18 protein-coding genes and 1 pseudogene are annotated in these 17,157 nt (G+C 69.0%); 8 read left to right on the plus strand and 11 right to left on the minus strand.

Annotated elements, in window-relative coordinates:
- Positions 1-35: 35 nt before the first annotated feature.
- A pseudogene (locus OG876_RS44175) lies at positions 36-368 on the minus strand (AraC family ligand binding domain-containing protein); the annotation flags it as partial.
- 70 nt (positions 369-438) lie between these two features.
- Between OG876_RS44175 and OG876_RS36460 the strand changes: the two are divergent.
- Entirely contained in the window at positions 439-1,200 is a 762-nt protein-coding gene (locus tag OG876_RS36460; RefSeq protein ID WP_328521260.1) for a phytanoyl-CoA dioxygenase family protein, read from the plus strand.
- Here the strand turns inward: OG876_RS36460 and OG876_RS36465 are convergent, their stop codons facing one another.
- The 5 genes from OG876_RS36465 to OG876_RS36485 form a co-directional block, all read right to left on the minus strand.
- Positions 1,201-1,536: a YnfA family protein gene (locus OG876_RS36465; protein ID WP_328521261.1), complete on the minus strand. Its 336-nt coding sequence runs from the start codon at positions 1,534-1,536 to the stop codon at positions 1,201-1,203.
- Positions 1,533-1,955 carry a MerR family transcriptional regulator gene (locus tag OG876_RS36470; RefSeq protein ID WP_328521262.1) on the minus strand — a complete coding sequence of 141 codons (423 nt, stop codon included), beginning with the start codon at positions 1,953-1,955 and terminating at the stop codon, positions 1,533-1,535. The genes OG876_RS36465 and OG876_RS36470 overlap by 4 nt, the downstream gene beginning before the upstream one ends.
- Positions 1,952-2,266 carry a hypothetical protein gene (locus tag OG876_RS36475; protein ID WP_328521263.1) on the minus strand — a complete coding sequence of 105 codons (315 nt, stop codon included), beginning with the start codon at positions 2,264-2,266 and terminating at the stop codon, positions 1,952-1,954. The genes OG876_RS36470 and OG876_RS36475 overlap by 4 nt, the downstream gene beginning before the upstream one ends.
- A 41-nt stretch (positions 2,267-2,307) precedes the next feature.
- Positions 2,308-2,874, minus strand: coding sequence for a DUF1707 and FHA domain-containing protein (locus OG876_RS36480; RefSeq protein ID WP_328521264.1), 567 nt, complete (start codon positions 2,872-2,874; stop codon positions 2,308-2,310).
- A gap of 67 nt (positions 2,875-2,941) precedes the next feature.
- Complete coding sequence (locus tag OG876_RS36485) at positions 2,942-3,676, minus strand: hypothetical protein (protein WP_328521265.1); 735 nt, start codon at positions 3,674-3,676, stop codon at positions 2,942-2,944.
- 87 nt (positions 3,677-3,763) lie between these two features.
- Between OG876_RS36485 and OG876_RS36490 the strand changes: the two genes are divergently transcribed.
- The 3 genes from OG876_RS36490 to OG876_RS36500 all read left to right on the plus strand — a co-directional run bounded on the left by OG876_RS36490 (position 3,764) and on the right by OG876_RS36500 (position 6,174).
- Entirely contained in the window at positions 3,764-4,840 is a 1,077-nt protein-coding gene (locus tag OG876_RS36490) for an ATP-dependent DNA ligase (RefSeq protein WP_328521266.1), read from the plus strand.
- The gene (gene uppS, locus OG876_RS36495; protein ID WP_328521267.1) at positions 4,840-5,604 is read left to right on the plus strand and encodes a polyprenyl diphosphate synthase; all 765 of its coding nucleotides are present in this window, start codon (positions 4,840-4,842) and stop codon (positions 5,602-5,604) included. Before OG876_RS36490 ends, uppS begins: the two co-directional genes overlap by 1 nt.
- 63 nt (positions 5,605-5,667) lie before the next feature.
- On the plus strand, positions 5,668-6,174 hold the full coding sequence (locus OG876_RS36500; protein ID WP_328521268.1) for a hypothetical protein: 507 nt from the start codon (positions 5,668-5,670) through the stop codon (positions 6,172-6,174).
- Between the two features lie 43 nt (positions 6,175-6,217).
- Here the strand turns inward: OG876_RS36500 and OG876_RS36505 are convergent, their stop codons facing one another.
- Positions 6,218-8,104 carry an ABC transporter ATP-binding protein gene (locus tag OG876_RS36505; protein ID WP_328521269.1) on the minus strand — a complete coding sequence of 629 codons (1,887 nt, stop codon included), beginning with the start codon at positions 8,102-8,104 and terminating at the stop codon, positions 6,218-6,220.
- Between the two features lie 168 nt (positions 8,105-8,272).
- Between OG876_RS36505 and OG876_RS36510 the strand changes: the two genes are divergently transcribed.
- The 3 genes from OG876_RS36510 to OG876_RS36520 are packed head-to-tail and all read left to right on the plus strand — an operon-like array spanning position 8,273 to position 9,497.
- Positions 8,273-8,704, plus strand: coding sequence for an SRPBCC domain-containing protein (locus OG876_RS36510; RefSeq protein WP_328521270.1), 432 nt, complete (start codon positions 8,273-8,275; stop codon positions 8,702-8,704).
- The gene (locus tag OG876_RS36515; RefSeq protein ID WP_328521271.1) at positions 8,701-9,030 is read left to right on the plus strand and encodes an ArsR/SmtB family transcription factor; all 330 of its coding nucleotides are present in this window, start codon (positions 8,701-8,703) and stop codon (positions 9,028-9,030) included. Before OG876_RS36510 ends, OG876_RS36515 begins: the two co-directional genes overlap by 4 nt.
- 20 nt (positions 9,031-9,050) lie before the next feature.
- On the plus strand, positions 9,051-9,497 hold the full coding sequence (locus OG876_RS36520) for an SRPBCC family protein (RefSeq protein ID WP_328521272.1): 447 nt from the start codon (positions 9,051-9,053) through the stop codon (positions 9,495-9,497).
- Positions 9,498-9,500: 3 nt separating this feature from the next.
- Here OG876_RS36520 and OG876_RS36525 read toward each other — a convergent pair whose 3' ends face one another.
- Positions 9,501-10,271: an enoyl-CoA hydratase/isomerase family protein gene (locus OG876_RS36525; protein WP_328521273.1), complete on the minus strand. Its 771-nt coding sequence runs from the start codon at positions 10,269-10,271 to the stop codon at positions 9,501-9,503.
- A 25-nt stretch (positions 10,272-10,296) separates the two neighbouring features.
- Positions 10,297-11,895 carry a ribosomal protection-like ABC-F family protein gene (gene abc-f, locus OG876_RS36530; RefSeq protein WP_328521274.1) on the minus strand — a complete coding sequence of 533 codons (1,599 nt, stop codon included), beginning with the start codon at positions 11,893-11,895 and terminating at the stop codon, positions 10,297-10,299.
- A gap of 290 nt (positions 11,896-12,185) precedes the next feature.
- Between abc-f and ypfJ the strand changes: the two genes are divergently transcribed.
- Positions 12,186-13,085, plus strand: a complete 900-nt coding sequence (gene ypfJ / locus OG876_RS36535) for a KPN_02809 family neutral zinc metallopeptidase (RefSeq protein WP_328521275.1) — start codon at positions 12,186-12,188, stop codon at positions 13,083-13,085.
- 53 nt (positions 13,086-13,138) lie between these two features.
- Here the strand turns inward: ypfJ and OG876_RS36540 are convergent, their stop codons facing one another.
- Both OG876_RS36540 and OG876_RS36545 read right to left on the minus strand, forming a co-directional pair.
- Positions 13,139-16,153: a hypothetical protein gene (locus tag OG876_RS36540; RefSeq protein WP_328521276.1), complete on the minus strand. Its 3,015-nt coding sequence runs from the start codon at positions 16,151-16,153 to the stop codon at positions 13,139-13,141.
- A 21-nt stretch (positions 16,154-16,174) separates the two neighbouring features.
- Positions 16,175-17,122 (minus strand): hypothetical protein, encoded by a 948-nt coding sequence (locus OG876_RS36545; RefSeq protein WP_328521277.1) that lies wholly within the window; start codon positions 17,120-17,122, stop codon positions 16,175-16,177.
- Between the last annotated feature and the right edge of the window lie 35 nt (positions 17,123-17,157).

The following is a 17,157-nucleotide window of genomic DNA, read 5'->3' on the forward strand; positions in this document are numbered from 1 at the left end:
TCGGCCAAGGCCAGCAGTTGATGCTCCGCGACCCGGCGAGTCCGTGGCGGCGAGCGCAGTACGGTGCGCAGCGCCTCGATCGACGGCGGCGGCACCGGGTACCGCGGACCGGCCCCGGCCAGCTGGGCGAGCCCGTCGAACAGCGGTCCGGTGAAGACGACGAACAGCTCCGTCCACCGCTCCCCCGGATCGGTGTGATACGTGTGCGGGAACCCGGGCGGCAGGATCGTGTGCGCGCCCGGCCGGAGCCGCTCGTCGCGGCCGTCGGCGTCGCGATAGTTGCCCTCGCCATCGATCAGCACCGACAGCACGTACGCGTCCATCACTCGAAACGCCAGAATGTTCATGCCTGGGTCGCGGGCAGACATTCTCTGTCGGGCGCTGCCGCCCTAGCGTTCTCGGTGGAAGGGACCAGCCGATCGACCGGAGGACCGCACGATGACATCGACCACCGACCTGGTCACGCGCGAGCACCTGGACCAGTTCCGCGACGAGGGCTACTTCGTGCTGGACAGCGTGCTCTCCGACGAGCAACTCGAGCTGCTGCGCGGCGGAGCGCAGTACTCGATCGACAAGCTCGACGCCGCGATGGATGCCGCCGGCACCGACTCGCTCGGCATCAACCACCGCGGCAAGCGGTACTTCAGCAGCATGATCTACCAGGACCGGCCCGAACTGCGGCAGTTCCTGTTCAGCGACACGATGGCCGAGATCTGCCGGGCGACGCTGGGCGACGAGGCGTACCTGTTCTGGGAGCAGTACGTGATCAAGGCCGGCGACCCGAACACGGCGTTCGCCTGGCACCAGGACTCCGGCTACGTCCACGAGGACCACGAGCCCTACCTGACCTGCTGGATCGCCCTCGACGACGTCACCGAGGAGAACGGCTCCGTCTATCTGCTGCCGTACTCGCGGTCCGGCATCAGGTCGTACATCAAGCACATCCAGGACCCCGAGCTCAACGACATGGTGTGCTACTTCGGCAGCGATCCCGGCATCCCGATGACCGCGCGGGCCGGATCGATCGTCGTCTTCTCGAGCGTCGTCATCCACCGCAGCGGACCGAACCTCACCGACCGGAACCGGCGCGTCTACATCGCCCAGTACTCGAAGGAGGTCATCCCGGCCAAGGATGGTACGAGCGCCCACGGGTCGTTCGACCCGTTCCTCGACGGCGGCCACATCGTCGCCGAGCGCTGATCACGAACTCCGCGGCGCATACATGATGATCACGACGCCGACCAGGCAGATCGCTGCGCCGAGCAGGTCCCAGCGGTCCGGGCGGAACTTGTCGACGACCATCCCCCACACGAGCGAGCCGGCTACGAACACCCCGCCGTACGCGGCGAGGATGCGGCCGAAGTTCGGATCCGGCTGGAAGGTCGCGACGAAGCCGTAGGCTCCGAGCGCGATCACGCCGCCCGCGATCCACCACAGTCCGCGGTGTTCGCGCCAGCCCTGCCAGACCAGCCAGGCGCCGCCGATCTCTGCCAGCGCGGCCAGGACGAACAGCCCGACCGACCGCAGTACGGTCACGAGCGGTCGCCCTGGCCGAGGTCGGTGAACGGGAGCGGGCAGTCCGGGTCGCCGGCGCAGGTCTGCAGATCGTCGCAACCGGCGGCGATCCCGGCGCGCAGGGTCTCGGCGATCACGGTCAGGTCGGCGATCTTCGCTTCCACATCGGCCAGCTTCTCGCGCGCCCGGGCCTGCAGCCCGGCTCCCTCGCCGAGACCATGCCGATGCCTGGCGGTGTCGAGAAGCTCCGAGACCTCCGCGAGCGTGAACCCGAGCCGCTGGGCCGCCTTGATCACCCGCAACGTCGTGACAGCGTCGTGCGAGTACATCCGGTGCCCGCCGAGGCTGCGCACCGGCTCGTCGAGCAGCCCGCGGCGTTCGTAGTACCGCAACGTCTGCAGGTTCACGCCGGCCGCGGCGGCGACCTCTCCAGGTCTCACCGCGGCAACCGCTCGCTCAACCCGTCGAGTACGGCGACGTACGCGGGCGGCACGTGGATCCGGAGGCGGATGCTGTCGTCCGATGCCTCGGTGAAGGTGAACGTGAAGAACGAGCAGCATTCGTTCTCGCGGGCGGTCAGGTCAGCGGCTGTCGCGCGGGAGTCGGCGGCGAGGAGGAGGTCGAGGGTGTGCGGGTCGACGCGATCGGCGCCGCGGAGATGATCGGCGAAGAGCTGGTCGAACTCGGCCCGCCGCAGCGGTCTCTCGGCGGTCGGAAGGGTGCAAGCGGAAGGGGTCCAGTCGGTGTCCATGGATCGACGGTAAACCCGTACCCAGGTACCGGATGCAAGCCCTACGGCTGATCTGTCCAGGTGAGCACGTAGGCGAGCGCTCCGAACCGGATGCGGTCGCCGGGACGGACCCGGACCGGCGTGGTGATGCGCGAGCCGTTGACCTCGGTCCCGTTCATCGATCCGAGGTCGCGCAGCATCCAACCGTCGTCAACGTGCCGCAGCTCGGCGTGGCAGCGGGACACGGTGACGTCGGCCAGGCGCAGGGTGGCGCCAGGGCCGCGGCCGATCCGGACGGTCGGTGAGCCGGGCGCCGGCAGCGCGAGTCCGGGCAGCGGGAGGTCCGGCGTACGTCGCGCGACGGCGAACTGCGGAAACGTGGCGAGCATCGTGTCGACTCTGCGACGCAACTGCCGGATCCAGCCGGGGCGGCGGGGTTCGGCTCGGGGCAGGTCGCGGATCGCGTTGGCGAGCTCGCCGCGGCTCTGCGCGCGGAGCACGAAGTTCATCCGCCGGATGAAGGTGTCCTGCGACAGGCGGCCCGACCCGGCGCCCTCGCGCAGGACGGCCAGGGCGCGGTCCCGCTCGGCGTCCGATGGACGCGTCCCCTCCACCGGCGCCGATGTCATACCTCGAATTGTCGGTCCAGGCCGGTTCAGTGTCCAACGCTGGGCCCGGGGGCGGCCGGGCGCGCGGTCAGCGATAGCTCCACAGGTAGGCGACGTGTGCGTCGCCCTGCGAGAGCCTGACGTTCGAGATTCCGATGGTCAACCGGTGACCGGTTGTGGAGTTGCGGTACGTCACGAACGTCGTACCGGCCGCACCCTGCGTGGAGACCCGGCGCCAGTTCGGACCGCCGACGGCCGAGATGTGCGTCAGTGCCTTCTTCACCGCGGGCGTTGCGTAGTACGACATCCACTTCGAGTCGCCCCGACCCCAGGCCCGGACCAGGTTGTCGGACCACTGCACCGAGCTCCAGGCGCGCGGCTCACCGATGAAGCGCAGGGTGTACGCCGCGTGCCAGCCACCCGGCCCTCGCAGCTCCGGCGCCGCATCCTGCACGCCCACGGTCAGATTCCCGCCACGAGCGTCGTCGTGGTAGGTCACCAAGGCCGTCCCGGCCGCGCCTTCCGCCGAGACCCGGCGCCAGTGGATGCCGCCCGGCGACGCCTGCGCGAACAGCGCTCGCACGGTGCTCGCGGTTCCGTAACAGGCCGCCGTCGCACGGTCGCCGCGACCCCAGGCGCGTACCAGGCGGTCGGCGTACGTCACCGGGTCGAGCCGTACGACGGAACCGCGACACGACGTCACCGCCGTCGTCCGAGCGCTCGTCGCGACCGCTGGAGCCGCCGCGCCACCGAGCACGAGTGGAGTGGTGACGGCCAGCGCCGCCGCCATCACTCCACCCTTACCAAGACCCTTGATCCTCATGATCAACCTCCCGAGTTGGTCAATTCGTCCTCAGCTGTGGGACGCGTCCCGTAGGTGCGGAGTTGGTGCGTGGGTCAGAATGACGGGATGCGACTGCCTGTGATGCCACCGGTCAAGCCGATGCTCGCCAAGCCGGTGAAGGAGATCCCGCGCGGGGAGCTGAGCTACGAGCCCAAGTGGGACGGGTTCCGCTCGATCATCTTCCGCGACGGCGACGAGGTCGAGATCGGCAGCCGGAACGAGAAGCCGATGACCCGGTACTTCCCGGAGCTGGTCGAGGCGGTGAAGGCGAACCTGCCGGAGCGGTGCGCGATCGACGGCGAGATCATCGTGATCGGCGAGTCCGGAGACCGGCTCGACTTCGAGGTGCTGCAGCAACGGATCCACCCGGCCGCGAGCCGGGTGAACATGCTGTCCGAGAAGACCCCGGCCCGGTTCGTCGCGTTCGACCTGCTGGCGCTCGGGGACGACGACTACATGGAGCGCCCGTTCGCGGAACGCCGTACCGCTCTGATCGACGCGCTCGCCGGCGTCAAGGCGCCGATCCACGTGACGCCCGCGACGACCGATCACGCCACCGCCGGGCAGTGGTTCGAGCAGTTCGAGGGCGCCGGCCTGGACGGGCTGATCGCGAAGCCGCTGGACGGCCTCTACCAGCCGGACAAGCGGGTCATGTTCAAGGTGAAGCCGGAGCGTACGGCGGACTGCGTGGTGGCCGGGTACCGCATCCACAAGAGCGGCCCGGACCGGATCGGCTCTCTGTTGCTCGGGCTCTACAACGAGGACGGCACGCTGGCCAGCGTCGGCGTGATCGGCGCGTTCCCGCTCGAGCGGCGCAAGGAGCTCTTCGAGGAGATGCAGCCGCTCGTCACGACGTTCGACGACCATCCGTGGGCGTGGGCCAAGCAGGAGGAGGGCGTGCGGACGCCGCGCAACGCCGAAGGCAGCCGCTGGCAGGCGGGCAAGGACCTCTCGTTCACACCGCTGCGCCCGGAGCTGGTGGTCGAGGTCCGCTACGACCACATGGAGGGCATCCGGTTCCGGCACACGGCACAGTTCGTCCGCTGGCGCCCGGACCGCACCCCGGAGTCCTGCACCTACGAGCAACTCGAGGAACCGGTCAAGTTCGACCTCGCCGACGTCCTGTCCAGCGCCCAACGCTGATGAAGGCGCTGTGCCGCTTGTACGCCGGGATCCTGCGACGTCAGCTGGCCGCCCTGCCGATGCCGCAGCACGTCGCGATCGCCATGGACGGCAACCGCCGCTGGGCACGGGGCGCCGGGTACGACGACGTACGCATCGGCCACCGCTTCGGCGCCGAGCACCTGGAGCTGTTCCTGCGGTGGTGCTCGGATGCCGGGATCCGCTGTGTCACGGCATGGGTCGCGTCCGCGGACAACATGCGGCGGCGCGACTCGGCCGAGGTCGACTACCTGATGCACCTGGCCGAGACGGTCCTGGCCGACCACGTACGACGTGACCACACCTGGCGGCTGCATGTCGCCGGGCAGCTGGATTTGTTGCCTGATTCAACGGCTCGCGCGCTGAAGGAAGCGGTCGAGGTGACCCGAAACCGCTCAGGGGCGGGCGAACTGACGATCGCCATCGGGTACAGCGGCCGGGGTGAGGTGCTCGACGCCATCCGGGAACTGCTGGACGAGGCTGCCGCGTCGGGCCGCTCGGCGGCGGAGGTCGCGGCTGCGCTGACCGAGGACGACATCCGGCGGCACCTCTACCTGCCGGACCTGCCGGATCCGGAGCTGGTGATCAGGACCAGCGGCGAGCTGCGGATGTCGGACTTCCTGCTCTGGCAGACAGCGCGGTCCGAGATCGCCTTCTGCGATGTTTACTGGCCGGCGTTTCGGGAGATCGATCTGCTGCGTGCGCTTCGTACCTACGGCCGGCGGCAACTGGGGCGATCCAGCTGACTCCTGGTGGGTAAAAGGGGCATCATGGAGGCATACCGACTGGTAGGAACCGGAGGTTGCGAGATGTACGACGTCGTACTGCTCGTCGAACAGGAATTGTCCGAGCCGGACGCCAAGCGCGTCGTCGACCTGCATCAGGACATGCCCGAGCCGGTCAAGTACCACGTGCTCGTGCCGTGCCACAACGCTGAGGCCGGCGTGGAGGCCTCGATCAGCGCCCTCGGTACCGCGGATCTCTACGGGCCGGGGCTCGCGACCCAGCGCCAGGACCTCGCCGAGGCCCAGGACGCGATCGACACCGAGGCGAAGGGGTGCACCGGGCGGAGCGTCCAGCGGCTGCGCGATCTCGGTCAGCACGCCGAGGGCGGCATCACCCACGAACGGCCGATCGACGCCCTGGTCGCGACCGTCGACCACGTGCAGGGGCAGGAGGTCATCATCCTGACCCGCGCGCACGTCGTCGCGGAGTTCTTCCACCTCGACTGGACGAACTCGGCCCGCCGCCACCTCGGCGTACCGGTGCTCCATCTGCTGGAGCACGACCAGCAGCCGAAGGAGCCGGCGTCATAGGAGTCACTGCACCAGCAGGGCCGCGTAGGTGACAACCTGACCGTCAGACACCTGCCGCTGTGCCGGTTTCCTTGAACTGCGTGTGATACAGGTCGGCGTACTCGCCACCCGCGGCGAGCAGCTGCTCGTGGGTGCCGCGTTCGACGATGTTGCCGTGGTCAACAACCAGGATCAGGTCGGCGTTCCGCACGGTGGACAGCCGGTGCGCGATCACCAGCGACGTACGTCCCTCCAGCGCGGTGTCGAGCGCCCGCTGGACGGCGACCTCCGACTCGGAGTCCAGATGCGCGGTCGCTTCGTCGAGGACGACGATCTGCGGTGCCTTCAGCAACAATCGGGCGATCGCTAGTCGTTGCCGCTCGCCACCGGACAGCCGGTGCCCGCGATCCCCGACCACGGTGTCCAGACCATCGGGCAACGACGACACCAGGTCCCAGATCTGCGCCGCCCGGAGCGCCTCGATCATCTCCTCGTCCGACGCGCCCGGCTTCGCATAGGCCAGGTTCGCGCGGATCGTGTCGTGGAACATGTGCGCGTCCTGCGTCACGTAGCCGATGGCATCGTGCAACGACCGCAGCGTGACATCGCGTACGTCGTGGCCGCCGACCCGGACCGCGCCACCGGTCACGTCGTACAGGCGCGCGACCAGGTTCGTGATCGTGGTCTTGCCGGCGCCGGACGGGCCGACCAGGGCAACCATCTGACCAGGGCGGACGGCGAAGCTGACGTCCTCGAGCACCTGCGCCGACACGCGCTTGTCGAGGACCGCGACCGACTCGAGGCTCGCCAGCGACACCTGGTCGGCCGTCGGGTACGAGAACGCGACGTGCTCGAACTCCACGCTCGCCGCGCCCGCTTGCAAGTCCTGAGCGCCAGGGCTGTCCTTGATCATCGGCTCCAGGTCGAGCACCTCGAAGACGCGCTCGAACGAGACCAGCGCGGTCATCACATCGACGCGCACGTTGGACAGCGCGGTCAACGGTCCGTACAGGCGGCCGAGCAGCGCGACGAGCGCCAGCAGTGTCCCCACGGTCAGCGCCTGGCGGACCGCGAGGTTGCCGCCGACGCCGTACACCAGTGCGGTCGCGAGAGCGGCGACCAGCGTCAGCGCCGTGAAGAAGACCCGGCCGACCATCGCGATCCGAATGCCCAGGTCGCGGACCCGGCCGGCACGTTCGCCGAAGTCGCGGTTCTCGATCGCCGGGTGACCGAACAGCGTGACCAGCAGAGCTCCCCCGACGCTGAACCGCTCGGTCATCGCGGTCGACATCTCCGCGTTGAGGTTCATCTGCTCGCGGGTCATCGTGGCCAGCCGGCGTCCGAGCACCCGGGCCGGGATCAGGAAGATCGGCAGCATCAGGATCGCCACCACGGTCAGCTGCCAGCTCAGCACCAGCATCGCGCCGACCACGAGGATCAGGCTGATGATGTTCGAGACCACGCCGGACAGCGTGGAGGTGAAGGCCTGCTGGGCGCCGATCACGTCGTTGTTCAACCGGGAGACGAGCGCACCCGTCTGGGTCCGGGTGAAGAACGCGACAGGCATCCGCTGGACGTGCGAGAACACCTTGGTGCGCAGGTCGAAGATCAGTCCTTCACCGATCCGCGCCGAGAACCAGCGCTGCATCAGACCGAGCCCGGCCTCGAGCACCGCCAGGACGGCGACGACCAGAGCGAGCGCGGTCACGAGCGGCGCGTTCCCCTTGCTGATGCCGTCGTCGACGATCTTCTTGAACAGCAACGGTGAGGCGATCACCAGGAAGGCGGAGATGATCACCAGGAGCAGGAACAGCGTGATGTACCAGCGGTAGGGCTTGGCGAACCGGACGATCCGCCGCAGCGTGCCCTTCGCGAGCTTCTTCCCGACGACTGACTCGTCCTGGCGGCGCCAACTGGCCGCACCCATGCCCGGGCGCATCATGCCTGACATCCGGTCACCTCCCCACGTCTTCCTCGTGGACCTTCACAACAGTTCAGGTCACCGCAATCTTCCCGCACGGCACGGACAGATCTTTCCTGCAACCGATGGTTGCGCATCCCGGATCCGTGCCCTAGAGTCATAGGCAACCAAAGGTTGCGAAAGGAAAGGTGGGACGGGATGTCTCGGAGTATCGAGCGGGAGATTCGGGTGGAGGCTTCGCCGGAGGTCGTCTACGAGGTGGTCAGTTCGCCGGAGCACCTGCGCGAGTGGTGGCCGGACGACGCGGACCTCGAGCCGGTGGCCGGCGCGACCGGGACAGTCTCGTTCGGTGACACGTATGTCGTCGCGCTCACCGTCGTCGAGGCCGACCCGCCCCGGCGGTTCTCGTTCCGCTGGGACTACGACGGCGAGGTCGCGACCGCGGCCAACTCGCTGCTGGTGACGTTCGACCTGATCCCGTCCGACGGTGGCACGCTGCTGCGGTTCGCCGAGACCGGGTACGACGAGGCCGCCAAGCCGGACGAGGTGTACCACGACCACGTCAGCGGCTGGGACTACTTCCTCCCCCGCCTCGCGCCGTACGTAGATCGGCTGGCGGCGAGGCCGTGATCGACGACGAGCTCTGGTCGGCGATCGGAGACCCGACTCGGCGCCGGATGCTCGACCTGCTGCTGGCCGGCAGCGGCGGGACCGCGACCAGCCTCAGCGATCAGCTGCCGGTCACCCGGCAGGCGGTCGCCAAGCACCTCACCGTCCTCGGCCGGGTCGGGCTGGTGCACTCCACCCCGTCCGGACGCGAACGCCGCTACACCGTCGACGAAGCACAGCTCGCCCGGGCTGTCGCGCAAATGGCATCCGTGAGCGAGGCCTGGGACGGCCGGCTGCAGCGGATCAAGCGCATCGCCGAGACCATCCAGCGCAACCGCACCAACTGATATCAGAAAGAGGAATCGACATGGTAGACATCCTGCACCGCATCGGCATCACGGCGTCCCCCGAGGACGTCACCACCGCCCTCACCACGATCCCCGGACTCGCGGGCTGGTGGACCGACGACACGCACGGCGACGAATCGGTCGGCGGCGTGATCCGGTTCCAGTTCCCCGTAGCGGGCGGCGGCTTCGACATGAAGGTACTGGACGTCGAGCCCGGCAAGCTCGTCCGCTGGGAGGTCGTCGACGGCCCCGAGGAGTGGATGGGCACGCACGTCAGCTTCGAGCTGAGCACGGCCGACGAGTACACGATCGTCCTGTTCCGGCACGAGGGCTGGAAGGAGCCGGTCGAGTTCATGTACCACTGCAGCACCAAGTGGGGCTCGTACCTGCTGAGCCTGAAGAAGTACGTCGAAACCGGTCAGGGCGACCCCGCTCCGCGCGACGTCCAGATCAGCAACTGGCACTAGGTCTCACCCGAGGGCGGCCAGGAGCTCCTTCAACCGGCGCTCCTGGGCCTCCCGCTCGGCCTTCAGCTGCTCTTGATACGAGCGATCCGCAGCACCGAGGAGCAACGCCTTGGTCTCGCGGATCGCTCCGGGGAGCGGGCCGAGCAGAGCGTCGGCGAGATCCTTCACCGTCCCGGCCAGCTCCTCGGCCGGTACGACGATGTTCGCGAGACCGAGCTCCTTCGCCTCGGCCGCCTCGACCCAGCGCGTGGTCGCGCAGATCTCGAGAGCCCGGGAGTAGCCGACCAGCTGGACCAGCGGCTGAGTGCCGCCGAGGTCGGGGACCAGGCCGAGGGCCGGCTCACGCATGCTGAAGCGGGCATCCGGGGTGACGACCCGAAGATCGCAGGCCAGGGCCAACTGGAAGCCGGCGCCGACGGCGTGCCCCTGGACCGCGGCGATACTCACGATCTCCGGCCGCCGCAACCACGAGAACCCGGCCTGGAACCCGGCGATGAGCGCGTACACCTCGGCGGTCGGCTTCGCCCCGAGGCTCAGCAGCGGCTCCTCGCCCAACTCGTTCTCGCCCATGATGAGTCGCCGGTCGAGACCGGCCGAGAACGACGGCCCCTCCCCCGACACGACGACCACGCGGACTTCGGGTGGCAGCGCCGTACCGAACTCGGCCAAGGCCCGCCACATCGCCGGCGTCTGCGCGTTGCGCACCGCCGGCCGGTCCAGCACAACCCGCGCGACCGGCCCGTCCACCGTGAACCGCAGTCCCAGATCCGTCATGAGCCGAACATTACTGCGGAGTAGGTCAGGCGAGCGACACCAGGTCGGCGTAGTCGTTCGTCCAGAGGTCCTCGACGCCGTCCGGCAGGAGCAGCACCCGCTCCGGTTCGAGCGCCTCGACCGCGCCCTCGTCGTGGGTGACCAGGACGATCGCACCGGCGTACGAGCGAATCGCGTTGAGCACCTCGGTCCGCGACGCCGGGTCCAGGTTGTTGGTCGGCTCGTCGAGCAGCAGGACGTTCGCCGCCGAGACGACCAGGGTCGCCAGCGCGAGGCGCGTCTTCTCGCCACCCGACAGCACCGAGGCCGGCTTGTCCGAGTCGTCGCCGGTGAACAGGAACGAGCCGAGCACGCTCCGGGCCTGCGTCTCGTTCAGATCCGGGGCGGCGGACTTCATGTTCTCGAGCACGGTCCGGTTGACGTCCAGCGTCTCGTGCTCCTGCGCGTAGTACCCGAGCTTGAGCCCGTGCCCGTCGATCACCTCGCCGGTGTCCGACTTCTCGATCCCGGCCAGCACCCGCAGCAGCGTGGTCTTCCCCGCGCCGTTCAACCCGAGCACGACGACCCGCGACCCCTTGTCGATCGCCAGGTCCACGTCGGTGAAGATCTCCAGCGAGCCGTACGACTTCGACAGCTCGCGCGCCATCAGCGGCGTCTTGCCGCACGGCGCCGGCGTCGGGAACGAGATCTTCGCGACGCGGTCCTGCTTGCGCTCGTCCTCGAGCGAGGACATCAACCGCTCGGCCCGCCGCAGCATCTGCTGGGCCGCGGCCGCCTTGGTCGCCTTGGCGCGCATCTTGTTCGCCTGGTCGACCAGCTGGGTCGCCTTCTTCTCCGCGTTCGCCCGCTCGCGCTTGCGGCGCCGCTCGTCGGTCTCGCGCTGCGTCAGGTAGGCCTTCCAGCCGACGTTGTAGACGTCGATCTCGGCCCGGTTCGCGTCCAGGTGGAAGACCCGGGTGACGGTCTCCTCGAGCAGGTTCACGTCGTGGCTGATCATGATCACGCCACCGGCGTACGACTTGAGGAAGTCGCGCAGCCAGACGATCGAGTCCGCGTCCAGGTGGTTGGTCGGCTCGTCCAGCAGCAGCGTCTCCGCCTGGGCGAACAGGATCCGGGCCAGCTCGACGCGCCGGCGCTGACCACCGGAGAGTGTGCCCAGCGGCTGGCCCAGGACGCGGTCGGGCAGGCCGAGGTTCGCCGCGATCCGGGCCGCCTCGGCCTCCGCGGCGTACCCACCGGCGGCGTGCAGGTCCGCCTCGGCGCGCTCGTACCGCCGCATGCCCTTCGCGCGGGTCTTGTCGTCCGCGCTGGCCATCGACTTCTCGGCACTCCGCAGCCGCCGTACGACGTCGTCCAGGCCGCGGGCGGACAGGATCCGATCCCGCGCGAGGACCTCGAGATCGCCGGTGCGCGGGTCCTGCGGCAGGTAGCCGATCTCACCGGACGACGTGACCGAGCCGCTCGCCGGGAGGCCCTCACCGGCGAGGATCTTGGTCAGCGTCGTCTTGCCGGCGCCGTTGCGGCCGACGAGCCCCACCTTGTCGCCCGGCCCGACCCGGAACGAGGCGGGGGCGAGGAGCTGACGGGCGCCGACGCGGACCTCGAGATTGGAGACATTGATCATCGCGGTGGCAGGCGTCCTTGGGTCGAGGAGTCGGTCTGTGGCGGGTCGAAAGCACTGCGTCACGACACGGCAGAATCCCCCGCACCGAGGTCTAGTCTAAGTGCTTCGACGTCCTCACATCCGCGCGGTTCCACCTGTGCCGGGCATACCTGCTGTGGGGCAGTTGGGTACAGGTGGAACACAGACATTCCACCTACCCAATCAGCCGGGACCGACAGTCCCCGATCTCGGAAGGAGGGAGTCGCGGTCGCTCCCCGTCCTGAACGATGGGATTGCCCGCGGCGCCCCAGGTGAAATTCAACCCGGACGCGGATCTCGACACCAGCGGTGTCGAGGACACCCGCGGTAGTGGCCGAGGCGGCGGCGGCCTGCCCGGCGGAATGATCCCCGTCGGCGGCGGCATCGGCGGCATCATCCTGCTCGTCGTCATCCTGCTGCTCAGCGGCGGCCTGCCCGGCAGCGACGGCGGCGATCAGCCGGCGGTCCAGAACACCGCGGCCGGCAACCTGGACTCCTGCAAGAAGGGCTCGGACCTGCAGCAGAACTCGGACTGCCGGTTCGTCTTCTACCAGAACTCCATCCAGAGCTTCTGGGCGGCGGAGTTGCCCCGGCGCGGGAAGAAGTACATCCCGGCGCCGATGCGGGTGTTCGACGGCTCGGTCAGCACCGGCTGCGGCCCGGCGACCAGCGCGGTCGGACCGTTCTACTGCCCGCCGGACAAGCGGGTGTATCTGGACATCGGGTTCTTCAAGACCCTGCAGACGGACCTGGGCGCGCGCGGCGGCGAGTTCGCCGAGGCGTACGTCGTCGCCCACGAGTACGGCCACCACATCCAGAACCTCTACGGCATCCTCGACCGGATCAAGAGCCGCAACGGGCCGACCTCGGACTCGGTCCGATCCGAGCTGCAGGCCGACTGCCTGGCCGGCATCTGGACGAACCACGCCACCACGGTCCCCAACAAGAGCGGCCAGCCGCTCATCACGGAGCTCACCGAGGACGACATCGCCCGCGGCCTCGACGCCGCCGCGTCCGTCGGCGACGACCGCATCCAGGAGAAGACCCAGGGCCAGGTCACCCCGGAGAGCTTCAGCCACGGCACCGCCGCGCAGCGGATGAAGTGGTTCAAGACCGGCATGGACTCCGGCGACATGACCGCCTGCGACACCTGGTCAGCCAACCCGCTCTGATCCCCCGAAACGACAAACCGCCCTGCACCAGGTGCAGGGCGGTTTGCTGTCTGTCAGGCGACTGCGGCCGGGCGGTGGTAGCCCGGGAGGAGTTCGTCGACCAAGGCATCGGTCTCGGCTTCGGGGCCGCGGGGGCCGCCGTGCTTGGCGAGGGCGGCGTACAGCTGGCCGGCGACGTTGGTGACGTCGGCGGCGGTGCCGAAGTGCGAGGCCAGGCGGAGCGTGGCTCGCCACAGTTCCTCCGAGGCCGGCGAGAAGCTGAGGCCGGTCTGGAGGGCGGTGCGGGCCAGGTTGCCGTCGCTGTGGTTCAGCGCCGACTCCGCCAGCCGCAGGGCGGCGTCGACCACGGACTCCACCATCCGCCGCTCGATCCCCGACGCGGCCAGCCACGAGTAGCGACCGGCCGGCAGGTTGGACCAGGCCGGGCCGTGCACCAGGCTCAGCGCCGTCGACAGCGGCCCGCGCGGGTCGTCCATCATCGTCGCCTGCTTGGCCAGCGTGCGGAACACGTCCCAGTCGACCCGGACGATGCTGCGGTTCAGCATCCAGCGGCCGGACTCGTCGGCGTACATCGCGTCCATGCCGACCCAGCGACGGGTGTGATCCAGCGCGGCGTCGCGCAGTTCGTCGCTGATGCCGCGCGGCCAGATCGCACCGGCCAGCACGTTCGGGTGGACGCCGTAGTCCTGGCTGGCCAGGAACGCGATGATCTCGGTCGACAGCTGGATCCGGCCGTCGTCGATGGTGCCGCGGGCATCCACCTCGACCGGCCCGAGCAGGTCGACCTCGACCGGTGCCGGCTGGCTGAGATCGGTGCCGGAGAACTCGTACGCCGGCATGTCCTGCTCGGCCCGGCGCTTGTCCCGCGAGTCCGACTCGGCCGCGTCGAACAGCGCGACCAGGTTGGCGAACTGCCCCGGATCGATGCTGTGGGCATCGACCTCGAGTCCGAGCAGCCGGCAGACCGCCTGGTTCTTCTCGTCCACCACGAACCGCCACGGCGAGTTGATCACGTCGCCGACCACGACCACCGCGATGCTGCGATGCTGGTCCGCGGCGAGCCGGTTCAGCTGGTCCTGCTCCTCCGGTGACGGCGGCGCGGACACGAAGATGATCTCCGCACCCCACAGCACCGGGTCCGGGAACGCCATCCGCGCGTCGGCGACCGAGTTCAGGTCACGCCGCGCACAGGCCTGCACCTGGGCGTCGGTACGGCGAGCCACCTCGGCGATCGCGTCGTCGAGCCGGACCCAGTAGCTCAGCCGGCTCGGCGCCAGCGACGACAGGTCGTCGCCGAACCCGACCATGCTGATGTGTGCGCCCTCGGACCACAGGTTCGTCGCCAGCTCGACCGCGAGTGAGCCGACCACGTCCCGGGACGCGTTGGTCACCCCGCCGAAGCTGACGATGCCGTTCGCGGTATCGAGGTCGACCAGCACGGTCGCGCCATCCGCATTCTGGCCGATCGTGACCAGGGTCGGGTACGGCGCCGGCGCATTCACGTCACCAGTCGGCGCGTAGCCGCGACGCAGCGTCCAGCGGGTGCCTTCGGCAATCGCCTGCCACGGGCCGGGCGGTGCGGACGGCGCCTCGTACGGGTCGAGTACGAGCGTCAGGGCCCGGTCCGTCACCAGTGCGGCAACGACCTTCGGCATCGGACGCTGTGCCTGCGTCATGTCGGCGCCGAGCTTCCGCAGCGCGTTGTCGACGAACTGTGCGGTCGGGATGTCGGACGCCAGCCGCAGACCGACCTCGGTCTGCCGGTGGCCGGCCGCCTTCGGGCCCGGACCCAGCGCCCAGCCGCGGCGCCGCTTCAGCGCCAGCGCCAGGCCGGCCGCGAGCAGCGTCGCACCGAAGCCGTAGATGCCGGCATCAGTCAGGCTGAACCCGTCGTCCGTCGCGACCGGCGTTGCCTCGGGCACCTGAGTGCCACCGGCGGCCGGGTCGCCAGGCTCGGACTGCGACGTACCAGGACCGTGCGGGCTGACCGTGATGCCGGGCTCCCCCGGCTTGACGTTCTTCGCGCCCGGGTCGTTCTTCGCGTTCCCGATGGTGATCGTCGAACCGGACTCGGCACCTTGCTCGGACCAGCGGCTGCCCGTGCCCGGCGTCGTCTTCGTCTCCGCGCCGGTGGTCACCTTGCTGCCGGTCGTGGTCTTGGACCCGGTCGTCGTCTTGGTGCCCGTGGTGACCTTCGAGCCCGTAGGGAGCTTGGTGTTGCTGTTGTTCTCGATGTTCACGCGGACCGTGTGCACACCCGGGCCCTTCGCGTCACCGGGCAGGCGGACCTGCCAGCCCGGCAGGATCAGGTCCGGGTTGGTGAGGCGGCGGCCGTCGGGCTGCAGCTTGTTCTTGTTGAGGTCGTAGATCTCCTTGTACCGCCGGCCCTCGCCCAGGTAGCGCTCGGCGATGTCCCACAGGCAGTCGTAGTTCCGGCCCTGTGGCGGGCGGACCTCGGTGTACTTGATGACCTGACCGTTGTGATCGTGATTCGTCCGTACGCCGGTATGCGTTGTCGTCTTGGCCTGGTTACCACTGAGCACGGTGCTGCGAGCCTCGGTCTGGCGGAACTGCGCCGTCGAACCCTGCTCGCCGCCCTGCGTCACAGTGACCGAGGTCGGCGTGGCGACGCTCGTCGTTACTGCGCTGGCGACCGGCAGGCTGACGCCGGCGCCCGCGGCGATCAGTACGACGGTCCCGATCAGCCGGCGGGCCACTGTCTGCGAGCCGCCCCCGAAGGGGATCCGTGGCGACAGGCCGTGGCCGCGGATCTCCGCGACCGCCTCGGCGATCAGGCAGATGACGAAGTGCAGCCAGGCCACCCAGATGAAGAACGCGATGATGCCGAGGACGGTCTCGATGCTCAGCTCGCTGAACAGCATGCTGCTGCTCGGCATCTTGTCCGGCCACGGCGTACCGAAGAACCGCAGCAGGACGTACGGGACCCCGCCGACGATCGCCAGGATCGCGAGCAGCGCGACGAACCCCTTCAGCCGGTCCGCCCCCGGGCTCCCCGACCCCCGCTGCGGCAACCGCGCCGCCCGCACCGGTTCATTCGTCCTGACCATCACGCCTCCATACCCCCACCGTTAACCACCGATAGCCTGAACTTCCTGCACAGGCAACCGCTGCACCGCATGCACATCGGCCTTGCCGATCGAGATCCAGCCGGAGTGCTGGCCGACCCAGTACGAGACCTCCCAGGTAATGGTCAGCTTCACCGTGTACATGCCGTCCGGCTGGTTCGCACTGGACCGCGTGTACACGTGCTTGCACGGGTTGATCTGGTGATCCGGCTCCTGCGACTGGTCGTACCCGTCCGGGTCGTCCAACGGCGTCACGCCCACCGGGCACGTGAACGTGCCGCTGTTGTCACCTGGGTCGATCACCATCTTGACGACCATCCCGCGCATGGTGAGGTTGTGCCTCTGGTCGAAGTACCCGCTGGTCAAGTCCTTCGGATCCACCGTCCGCCCGTCGGTCTTCCCTGCCATCGAGCTCTCGGGTGTCAGCGTGAAGTACGCGGGCACGTTCACTCGCGGCGTGTACGTCGGCATGATCTGCAGCGCCGGATCCGGGTACGTGCTCTTGAAGGGCCACCAGAAGTCCTTCATGTAGTCCGGGAACGGGCACTGGGCGCGCTCGGCCGCGTCGACCGCGACGTAGGCCCGCTCCAGGTGCGCGTGCGGGCCACCGTTGTAACTGTCCAGCTTGTAGCCGGTGATCGTGATCCGCATGACCCAGCTCTTGCCCTCCGGCGCCTGCGGCAGGCGGATCCCGTCGGGAATGTCGAAGTCGCGGCACGGGATGAACGGCCGGCCGGCGAGTTTCTCGCGCCAGGTCGGCGGCGGATTCCCACCGACGTACGCCAGGCCGGAGCTGCAGTACGCGCCGAAGCCGACGGAGTTGACGTACATGCTGCAGACCCTGTTGCCGGTCTGAATCGTGTCGGCGGTGGCCGTCGCGGCGGGGCCGGCGATCAGCAGCGCGAGTACGGCGCTCACGACGAGCAGTCGGCGCCCGACTCGGTTGTGCATCCTCACTCCCCAGACTCGTCTACCCGCAGATTATC

Source organism: Kribbella sp. NBC_00359, assembly GCF_036097425.1.
Classification (GTDB): domain Bacteria; phylum Actinomycetota; class Actinomycetes; order Propionibacteriales; family Kribbellaceae; genus Kribbella.